General features: G+C 73.5%; 6 protein-coding genes. 1 reads left to right on the forward strand and 5 read right to left on the reverse strand.

Going from position 1 to position 9,924, the window contains the following annotated elements; all coding sequences use genetic code 11:
- Positions 1–93: 93 nt before the first annotated feature.
- From ACFUK0_RS20880 to ACFUK0_RS20900, 5 genes are all read right to left on the reverse strand, one after another.
- Positions 94–2,928, reverse strand: coding sequence for a hypothetical protein (locus ACFUK0_RS20880; protein ID WP_380252293.1), 2,835 nt, complete (start codon positions 2,926–2,928; stop codon positions 94–96).
- Complete coding sequence (pstA, locus tag ACFUK0_RS20885; protein WP_380252294.1) at positions 2,925–5,912, reverse strand: phosphate ABC transporter permease PstA; 2,988 nt, start codon at positions 5,910–5,912, stop codon at positions 2,925–2,927. The genes ACFUK0_RS20880 and pstA overlap by 4 nt, the downstream gene beginning before the upstream one ends.
- Entirely contained in the window at positions 5,909–6,913 is a 1,005-nt protein-coding gene (pstC, locus tag ACFUK0_RS20890) for a phosphate ABC transporter permease subunit PstC (protein WP_380252296.1), read from the reverse strand. Before pstC ends, pstA begins: the two co-directional genes overlap by 4 nt.
- The gene (locus ACFUK0_RS20895) at positions 6,910–7,320 is read right to left on the reverse strand and encodes a hypothetical protein (protein ID WP_380252298.1); all 411 of its coding nucleotides are present in this window, start codon (positions 7,318–7,320) and stop codon (positions 6,910–6,912) included. Before ACFUK0_RS20895 ends, pstC begins: the two co-directional genes overlap by 4 nt.
- Positions 7,321–7,651: 331 nt before the next feature.
- A complete protein-coding gene (locus tag ACFUK0_RS20900; RefSeq protein WP_380252300.1) occupies positions 7,652–8,230 on the reverse strand; it encodes a TetR/AcrR family transcriptional regulator in 579 nt (192 codons plus the stop codon).
- 217 nt (positions 8,231–8,447) lie between these two features.
- Here ACFUK0_RS20900 and ACFUK0_RS20905 point away from each other — a divergent pair, with 217 nt between their 5' ends.
- Entirely contained in the window at positions 8,448–9,875 is a 1,428-nt protein-coding gene (locus ACFUK0_RS20905) for an MFS transporter (protein WP_380252302.1), read from the forward strand.
- The last annotated feature ends 49 nt before the right edge of the window (positions 9,876–9,924 follow it).

Here is a 9,924-nt window from a genome sequence, read left to right on the forward strand (position 1 = left end):
ATCGGTACTGCGCAGTGGTCTGTCGGTCAGGTGGTCCGTCGGGCAGGTGGTCTGTCGGTCAGGTGGTCTGCGGGGTCGGGCGGCCGGGGCCGGTCAGGGCCGCCTGCGCACCAGACGCGGGACGAGCAGCCCGGCCGCGCCCGCCAGCACACCGGCGATCAGCGCGCCGAACAGCAGGTACCGGGCGGCGCCGACGTCGGTCTTCACCGTCCTGGCCACCGCGGCGGCCGGCGCGGCGGGGACCAGCGTGACCGGGGTGTGCGCGGGCGACGGGCTCGGCGCGGCGGGGGCGGGGGCCGGGTCGGCCGGTACGACCGGTGCGGCCGGCTCCTGCGGCCGGCTCCCGGTGCCCGTACCCGAACCGCCCCTGGGGGTGGCCGTGGCCGGCCCGGCGGTCGCCGCGGGGCTCGACTGGGTCGGAGGACCGGCCGGCGGGGCCTGGGCCGCCGTGGTCTGCTGCGGGACGGCCGACCGGTCGGGGGCGGTCGGTGTACTCGCCGGTGAGGCGTCCGGAGTCGGCGGGGCGGTCGGCTCCGGCTTGCCGGCCCCGCTCTCGATCGCGGTGGCGGCGGTGAGGGCCGCGGTCCGCATCGACTCGGGCAGCGGCACGTACCCGTCGGCCAGCTGGCCTGCCGCGACGCCCGGGGACTGGCCGTCGCCCATCGCGTAACGCAGCAGCGAGGCGTACGAGTTGCCGCTGTCCGGGTCGAGCGCGGACGGCACCGTCGCCGCGTAGGTGATGCTGGTGAGCGGGTAGCCGCCGGCGACCTGGGCCTCGGGCAGCACCACCGGCACGCCGCTGCTGGCGACGGCCGTGCCGGACGTCGCCATGGCGAGCATCGAGGCGTTGTCGGGTGCGACGAACTCCCCCTTGCCGTTGCGCAGCCGGGCGGTGCTCAGGCCGTACCTGGCCGCCTGGGCGGTGGTGGTCAGTGCCAGCACGCCGCGCAGGCCCTGGGCCTGCGCGGCCCCCTTCTTGAGCGAGCCGGGGGTGGTGGTGGCGTCCCAGACCGACTTCGACAGGGTGTCGCCACGGGCTGCCGAACGGCCGGCCTCCAGCATGGAGTTGGCGTACGGGTGCGAGTCGAGGTTGCACCAGGCGGGCCGGCCGGTCGGATCGTCCGGGAAGGCCTGGCAGTAGCTGTCCGGCTTCGGGTAGTTGGACATCGGCAGGGTCAGCTGGTCGCGCAGGAACGCCGGGTTGACGACGTCCGGCCACTTCGTGCTGGCCTCGCCCCGCAGGAAGGCGGCGGCCTCCGGGTCCTTCTGCAGCCAGAGCCAGACCAGCGTCGCGGCGTCGCTGTCACCGGTCGGCAGCAGCAGGTCCGGGATCCGGGACGGGAAGTACAGGTTCTTGAACTGCGGGTTCAGGTCGAGGAACTCCGGGTCGGAGGTGAGGTCCAGCGGGTTGCCCGCGGGGACGTCCGGGTCACCCGGGTTGACGGCGTACCGGTAGCTCTGGGTGAGCAGTTTGGCCACCAGCCGGGGCGTCAGGTTCATCTCCCGGATGCGCTGGCCGTCCTTCTGCCGGATGTCGGCCGGCGTCAGCGAGTAGGACTGGCTCTCCACCACGAAGGAGATGGCGAGTCCGGAGAGGGCGAGCGGCGCGTAGACCGGGGTGCGGCCGGGCGCCTGGTCGTCCTTGGCCAGCGGGAAGCCGACGTAGACCAGCCCCGGGTCGCCCTGGCGCAGCCGGCCGCGGGCCAGCGAGTCGGTGGTCCTGGTGTAGCTGAAGATGCCGCCCGCCTGCCGGCAGAGCACCGGCTGCCAGCGCCAGACGGTCTCGGCCGCCAGCTCGCTGCCGCTGGTGGGCCGCTCCGTGCTGCCGATCGGGCAGGACAGGCCGACCGGCTCGAAGTGCAGCGGGACGACCAGGCGCCTGGCCCAGTTGGTGGCGCTCAGCGGTGAGGACTGGAGCTTGGCGGAGTCGCCCGTCGGCGCCTGCCCGTCCACCTCGCGGTCCCCGCGCGGCACGATCACCAGCCAGCAGGAGCGGCCCTCGGTGAACGGCCCCGGCTGGCCTGCCGGGGTCTGGCCGCAGCCGAGCCCGGGGGCCTCCATGCCGGTCTGGATCTCGAAGTAGAGCTGTCCGGTGCCGTCGGCGCGGGTCGGCGCGTAGGGCACCTCGTTGGTCGACTGGGAGTCGTAGTACTGGCTGGTGCCGTCGGTCTCCGCCGGGCCGCCGCCCACCGGCCGGAACGGCGCGTAGACGTTCTGGTTCTCGCCCGCAGGCCGGATCGTCTCGGCCGGGTCGGTCAGCGTGCGGCCGTAGTTGAGCTGCCGGCTCGGGACGTACGCGCCGCCCCGGCTGTCGCCCTTGGACGCGCCGTACTGGCACTGCTCGCGGTCCGGCCCGGCCGCCTGGTCACCCCAGCACTGCATGACCTCCAGGTAGTTCTGGCCGAAGGACATCGGGCTCGGCGAGGTGGGCCGGCCGCCCGTCCAGCTGACGCCGATCACCTGGTTGACCAGGTGGCTGGTCTGGGTGACCGTCACCTCCAGGCCGGCGAACTCGTCGGTGCCCCGGACGGTGACCGGCACCGGGTCGCTCCCGGGGGCGGCCTCCGCGGTGAGGGCGCGGGCCGCGAGCGGCGCGGAGGCCGTCGCCGCGGTCGCCGCGGACGCGACGGCGGCAGCGGCAGCGGCAGCGGGCGTCGTCGCGGACCCGGCCTTCGCCTGCCCGGCCACGGTGGGCGCGGGCGCGGGCGAGCCGCCGGCTGCCCCGCCGACCGCCGCCGGAAGATCGATCGGGACGGGCGCGGTCATCGGGTCGACCGGGATCTCCGGGGCCGCGGAGGCCACCGGGGCGAACCTGGCGGGCGGGCCGGCGGGGCCGGTCGAGATCGCCGCACCCGCCGCCGTGGCCAACAGGAGGGTGAGCACGCCGGCGGTGCGCAGCGCCCGCCGCAGGCTGGTGTTCCGTCTCATTCCCGGCCCCTCGATCCCCGTGCCGGGCGACCGGCCAGCAGCGGCGGCAGCACGATGACCGCGCCGAGCAGGACGCCTGCGACGGCCATCAGCGAGTACCGCAGGCCGCTGCCCGCGTCGGCAGCGATGGCCATCGGGTCGGCGCTCACCTGCTGTGCGCCGCCGCCCGAGGCGGCTGATCCGCCCGATCCGCCGGTGGCGGCCGCGTCGCCGCCGCCCAGGGCCGGGTCGCCGCCGTCGGCCGCCCCGGTCGAGGCGCCGCCGCCGAGCGCCGGGTCCGCGCCCGCCGCGCCGCCGGTGGTGCCGGCCGCGGTGCTCCCGCCGCCGCCGGCGGCCGCCGCTGCGGCTGCCGTGCCGCCCGCCGCGGCCGTGCCCTTGGCACCGGTGGAGCCGCCCGTGGTGGTGCCACCGGTGGAGCTCTTGCTGCCGGTGCCACCCGAACCGCCGCTCGCGCCGCCCGTCGCGGCGCCGGTGGTGCCGCCCGAACCGCCGGTGGTGCCACCGGTGGTGGTGCCGCCGCTGGTCTGGGTGGGGGTCTGCGCACCGCCGGTGCCGGTGCCGCACTGGGCGGCGCCGCCCTTCTTGTCGCAGTCCTGCGGCGCCGGTGCGCCGGCCGCGTACGGGTTGGTGTTCCCGGCACCGAAGGTCGGGTTGCTGCACTGGGCGGCGTCGAAGGCGCGGGCCTCACTGCCGGGCACCTTGGCGAACTGCTCGAAGGCGGACTGCACCAGTTGTCTGGTCAGCGGCGAGTAGCCGAGCTGGTCGGCCTGCTTCTGGCCCTCGCAGAGGAAGTAGTAGCCGAACGCGGCCAGCGTCCGGCCCTTCTCCGCCGTGAAGGTGCCGACCTCGGAGGTGTGCACGGCCATGTAGCTGTAGCTGGAGAGCGGGTACGCGTTCGGCAGGCTGTTGTCGTAGACGGCGTCGAGGTTCTGGGTGAGGTCCGCGTTGATCTGGGCCTTCTCCAGCGCCACCGAGACGTTGCGGCCGTTGGGCTCGGTGTAGTAGCCCGCCTGGTTGAGCATCTTGACGACCGGGAAGCCGCTGTTCAGCGCGTAGGAGTACTCGACGTAGGTGATCGCGCCCACGTTGGAGTCGGTGGCGACCGCGTTGGCCACCGCCACCGAGGTGCCGAGTGCCTGCCAGGTGGAGCCGGCGAGCAGCGGGTAGAAGGAGGTCATCCCGCAGGGCGTCCGGCGCGGGGACTTCACGCAGTACGCGTCCCAGGTGGACTGCTGGCGCTTGCTCATCCAGGTGGTGAGCTGGGCGGTGGTGCCGGAGCCGTCCGAGCGGACCACCGGCCGCACGGCGACGTCCGGCATCTTGAGCCCGGGGTTGTCGGCCTGCACGACGGGGTCGTTCCAGCGGGTGATCTGCCCGGTGAAGATCTTGGCTATCACGTCGCCGGAGAGCCGCAGGTTGGTGACCCGCTTGCCGTTGATCTTCAGGTTGTACATGAAGGCCGTGCCGCCCGCGACGATCGGCAGGTAGGCCGTCGGCCACGGCGGCGGAGCGTCGAACTGGCCTCCGTCGGTGAGTCCGTAGGGGATCTCGGAGACCGCGAAGTCGGTCGCGCCGTTCTTGAACTGGTTGCGTCCGTAGCTGGAGCCCTGCGCGTCGAAGTCGATCGTCATGCCGTACTGGCGGACGTTGCTGACCCAGGAGTCGACGGCGTTGCTGCTCCAGGTGGAGCCGGCGCCGCTGATCCGCCGGTAGTCGGCCGCCGCCGCCGGGGGCGCCGCACCGAGCAGCAGGGAGGTGCTGAACACCGCGAGCGCGGCCAGCAGGGTGACGGTACGGGTGAGCACGGGCGCCTTCCGGGGTGAGGGTATCGAGGTCATCCGCCGCAGGTCCTCGACGGACTGCCGGGCGCGGCGCCGCTGCTGGCGCCCGGTCAGTTCGCCGGGACCGCGCCCGCCGAGGGTGCGGGCGGCCAGGAACAGCAGCAGCACCAGGCCGAGCAGCATCGCCGCCGCGCCGAACGCGCGGGTGACCTGGAACTGCGAGGGGAACTTGACCAGGGTGAAGGCCATCAGCGGCAGGCTGGCCTGCGGCCCGTCCAGCGGGTTGAGGTTGAGGTTCTTGGTGTAGCCGGAGCAGAGCAGCACCGGCGAGGTCTCGCCGATCCCGCGGGCCGCCCCGAGGATCACCGCCGTGGCCAGCCCGGAGCGCGCGCTCGGCAGGGTGACCGTCCAGACCGTGCGCCAGCGGCTCGAACCCAGCGCGTACGAGGCCTCCTTCAGCGAGGCGGGGACGAGGCGCAGCACCACGTCGGACGCCCGGATCAGGATCGGCAGCATCATCACCGAGAGCGCCACCCCGGCCGCGAGACCCGAGCGGGGCTTGTCGAGGGCGAGCACCAGCGCGTAGATGAACAGGCCCGCCAGGATGGAGGGCAGCGCGGTCATCGCCTCGACCAGCGTGCGCACCAGCCGGCTGAACCGGCCCGGCACCTCGCTGAGGAAGACGGCGCAGCTCACCCCCAGCGGGATGGTGATGGCCAGCGAGATGGTGATCTGGGTGAGCGTGCCGATCAGCGCGTGCAGCGCGCCGCCCTTGCCGAGCGGGTCGGAGGGGCCGGCCTCGGAGAGGTCCTGGGTGTAAAAGTTGGTGTGCCGCAGTGCGTCGAAGCCGTGCATGAACACGTAGCCGACGGTCCACAGCAGGACGCTGAGCAGCAGCACCGCGATGCTGTGCACCACGGCCGAGGCGAGCCGGTCGCGGACCGCCAGCCGGCCCTCGTCGCGGGAGACCAGCAGGGCGTACAGGCCGAGGAAGGCGAGCCAGGTGCAGACCACGAAGCCGATGCCGCCGCTGAACGGGGCGAGCCGCTGGAAGACCAGGGCGGAGAGCGCCACCGCGGCGGCCAGGCTGCCCCAGAAGGCGTAGTGGTCGGAGGCCCGGCGGCCGCCCGGGCGGCGGCGGTGCTGGAGCACCGGCACGGCCGGGCGCCGCACCACGGTGGTGCGGGGAGTGGTCGTCGTCATGTGCTGGCTCCCGAGCGGCTGCGGGCGACGACGGCGGCCGCGGCGAAGTTGACCACCAGGGTCAGCAGGAAGAGCGCCAGCCCGGCGGCCATCAGCGCGGAGATGGAGAACGGCGTGGAGTCCCCGTAGCGCAGCGCGATCATCGGTGCGACGGCGCTGCCGCCGGTCTGCAGGATGTGCGGCTGGACCTCGAAGGTCATCGAGAGGATCAGGTAGACCGAGATGGTCTCGCCGAGCGCCCGGCCGAGGCCGAGCATGGTGCCGCCGATGATGCCGCCGCGGCCGAACGGGATCACCACCGAGCGGATCATGCCCCAGCGGGTGCTGCCCAGGGCGTAGGCCCCTTCGCGCTCGCCGGCCGGCGCCTGGTCGAACACCTCGCGCATGATCGAGCACATGATCGGTGTGATCATGAACGCCACCACGGTGCCCGCCATCAGGCTCGACGCGGTGTAGACCAGCGGCGGCGTCAGCGGGTCGTCCACGTCCACGTTGTTGACCCGGAAGACCGGGATCCAGCCGAAGTAGGTGGAGAGCCAGCGGGCCACGCCGGTCAGCTGGTACTGGAGCAGGACGAAGCCCCAGACCCCGTAGACCACGCTGGGCACCGCGGCCATCAGGTCGACCATGCCGATCAGCGTCCGGCGCAGCTTCCGGGGGGCGTACTCGCTGATGTAGAGCGCGCTGCCGAGCGCGAGCGGCACCGCGAGCACCACCGCAATGCCGCCGATGATGACCGTGCCGACGAGCACCGCCTTGATGCCGAACTGGCCGTGCCCGCCGTCCGGGTTCCAGCCCTCGGTGGTCAGGAAGGACAGCCCGGCGACCTTCAGCGCGGCGGTGGCGCGGACCGCCAGGTAGCCGCCCACGCCGAGCATCACCACCAGCACGAACGCGCCGCTGCAACGGGCCCAGACCAGGAAGACGCGGTCCGGCAGGCCGGGGTTGGCGGCGGGGGTGCGCGGCAGGTCGGGGCCGAGCCGCAGCTGGTCGGTGCTCACCCGGCACCGCCGGCGGGCACCGGCCCCGGCTGCGCGGCGGCCGCCACGGCGCCCGTGCGCGTCAGCTCGGACGCGGCGCGGGCGCTGGCCAGGAAGCGGGCCAGGTTGTACTGGCACTCCCGCTGGCGGCGGTAGCCGCGCGCCGAGCCGGCCACGGTGCGGCCGTCCAGTTCCAGCTTCCAGAGCCAGAGTCCGCCCTGCCCGGTCGAGCACATGGTGGCCCGGCCCTCGTCCAGCCGGTGCTGGTACTCCTCGATCGCGGCGCGGCAGGCGACGGCGTCCCGGAAGGTCTCCCCGCTCTGCCCGAGGTGCCGGTTGTTGGCACCGAGCAGTCGCCAGACCGTCCCCCCGGCCTGGCGGCCGAGGCGGGGCGGTCTGCTGACGATCAGGAATCTGGGATGTTTCATGCCGGTACTCGTCCTTCCACCGCACGACCTGGCTGAAAGAGGACGGTGTCGGCTCCGCGGTACCTCTCAGGTGTGACTGGATGAACGCCGGACACGGACCGGCTGAACGAACGGCGCCGGTCGCTTTCACCGGTTCCACACGAACTGTGTGATTCTGACGAACCATCAATAGAAACGGACGGCGGTTCGTGTGCGCCTGAGTCGGCTGATCAGTCGTCAGCGGGACATCGGGAAGGCACTGTTGGCGGAAACGCGGAGACCCCGCGGGCGCGGGGCACCCTCGGGGTCGCAGCGGCAGGGAACGGTGGGGAGCCCGCGTCGGCGGGAGGGCTCACCGCTTGGCGCGGATACCGTCCAGGGCGATGCCCAGCACCCGGTCGCGCTGCCGCTCGTCCGGGAACGCGACCGAGCTGACGCCGGAGACCAGGCGCAGCAGGTCGTCGATGCCCATGTCCGGCCGCACCGCGCCGGACTCCTGCGCGCGCGCGAGCAGCGGTGTGCCCGCCTCGAACATCGACTGGCGGCAGGCCAGGAAGACGTCCGTCTCCTCGCCCTCCAGCGCCTCGCGGATCGCGCGCTTGGTCAGGGTGTAGGCGACGAACCGGCGCAGCCAGCCGGCCAGCGCCTCCCACGGCGGTTCGGCGGACAACTGCTCGGCCACCAGGTTCAGTTCGTTGACCTCGTTGGCGTAGACCGTCTCGAAGAGGTGCCTGCGGGTGGGGAAGTTCCGGTAGAGCGTGCCGATGCCGACCCCGGCGCGGCGGGCGATGTCCTCCAACGAGGCCTCGGCGCCGTGCTCGGCGAAGGCCTCGCGGGCGGCGGCGAGCAGCGCGTCGAAGTTGCGCGCGGCGTCGGCGCGGCGCGGGCGCTGGGCGGCGAGGAACTCGCCGACGACGATCTGCTCCGACACGGGGACCTCATTCCGGATACCGGTTGAACCGGAGGATTGCCTCCGCTAATCTGGAGGCATGCCTCGACTTTAGCAGCGGGGCTCGTTCTTCGCCCTGCCGCCGTCCGGCAGCGTCCCCAGCTCCTCACGTGCCCGGCACCGGCCTCCTGCCCGCTCCACGCCCGCCGGCCCGCCTGCCGACCCGCCTCCGTCCCGTCCCGAGTCCTGAGAAGGTTCGATGAACCGCCAGTCCAACCGCCTCACCTTCGGCGTCCTCGCGACCGGCGCGGGCGTCTACGCGCTGCTGCAGTCGCTGATCACGCCCGCCCTGCCCACCGTCCAGCACGCGATGCACACCTCGCAGGCCACCGTCACCTGGGTGATGACCGCCTACCTGCTCTCCGCCTCGATCTTCACGCCGATCCTCGGCCGGGTCGGGGACATGGCCGGCAAGAAGCGCACCCTCGTCGGGGCGCTGGTCGCCCTCCTGGTCGGCTGCCTCGTCGCCGCCCTCGCCCCGAACATCACCGTGCTGATCATCGCCCGGGTCATCCAGGGCATCGCCGGCGCACTGTTCCCGCTCTCCTTCGGCATCATCCGCGACGAGTTCCCCGCCGGCCGGGTGCCCGCCGGCATCAGCAACCTGTCCGCCGTCATCGCGGTCGGCAGCGGCCTGGGCATGGTGCTGGCCGGACCGATCGTCGGCGCCCTGGACTACCGCTGGCTGTTCTGGTTCCCGGTGATCATCGTCGCGGTCACCGCGCTGATCGCCCACCGCTACGTCCCCGAATCCCCGAGCCGCACCGAGGGCAGCGTCAACTGGCTCTCCTCCGTTCTGCTCTCCGGCTGGCTGGTGGCCCTGCTGCTGCCCATCAGCCAGTCCTCCCAGTGGGGTTGGGGCTCCGCCCGGGTGATCCTGCTGCTGGTGGCGGCCGTCGCCCTGTTCGCCGTCTGGGCCGTGGTCGAGGCCCGCACCCGCAACCCGCTGATCGACCTGCGGATCATGCGCCTGCCGGCCATCCGGACGACCAACACCGCCGCGCTGCTCTTCGGCGGCGGCATGTACGCGGTCTGGGCGTTCCTCCCCGGCTTCGCCCAGACCCCGGCCTCGGCGGGCTACGGCTTCGGGGCGAGCGTCACCGGCGCCGGGCTCCTGATGCTGCCGATGCTGGTCACCATGTTCGTCGCCGGCATCCTCAGCGGACGGCTGGCCGGCCGGTTCTCCGCCAAGGCGCAGCTCGTCACCGGCGCCCTCCTCGGCGCGGCCGCCTGTGCGATCCTCGCCGCCTGGCACGGCCAGCAGTGGCAGGTCGCCCTGGCGGCGGGCGTCTTCGGCCTCGGGATCGGGCTGGCCTTCGCCTCGATGAGCAACCTCGTCGTGCAGAGCGTGCCCGCGGCTCAGACCGGCGCGGCCACCGGGATGAACGCCAACATCCGCACCATCGGCGGCTCGATCGGCGCCGCCCTGATGTCCGGCCTGGTCACCGGCCACCTGCAGCCCTCCGGCCGCCCCTACGCCTCGGGCTACACGCACGGCTTCGCCATGCTCGCCGTCTTCTGCCTGGCGGCCGCCCTCGCCGCCCTCCTCGTCCCGTCCCGCCGGTCCGCCCCGGCGGCGGCCGCGGCCGCCGCGCAGGCACCCCTGCCGCAGACCGTCCGGGGCTGACGCCCCGGCACCTGACGGCCCGCCCGCACCGCCCGGCCCCCGGGCTGTC

The organism is Kitasatospora sp. NPDC057223 (assembly GCF_042669755.1).
GTDB lineage: Bacteria > Actinomycetota > Actinomycetes > Streptomycetales > Streptomycetaceae > Kitasatospora.

Bases quoted from the DNA above. Each gene is read 5' to 3' on its own strand.
- ACFUK0_RS20905 (WP_380252302.1), top strand. From the start codon at position 8,448: ATGAACCGCCAGTCCAACCGCCTCACCTTCGGCGTCCTCGCGACCGGC.
- ACFUK0_RS20895 (WP_380252298.1), bottom strand. From the start codon at position 7,320: ATGAAACATCCCAGATTCCTGATCGTCAGCAGACCGCCCCGCCTCGGC.
- pstA (WP_380252294.1), bottom strand. From the start codon at position 5,912: ATGACGACGACCACTCCCCGCACCACCGTGGTGCGGCGCCCGGCCGTG.
- ACFUK0_RS20880 (WP_380252293.1), bottom strand. From the start codon at position 2,928: ATGAGACGGAACACCAGCCTGCGGCGGGCGCTGCGCACCGCCGGCGTG.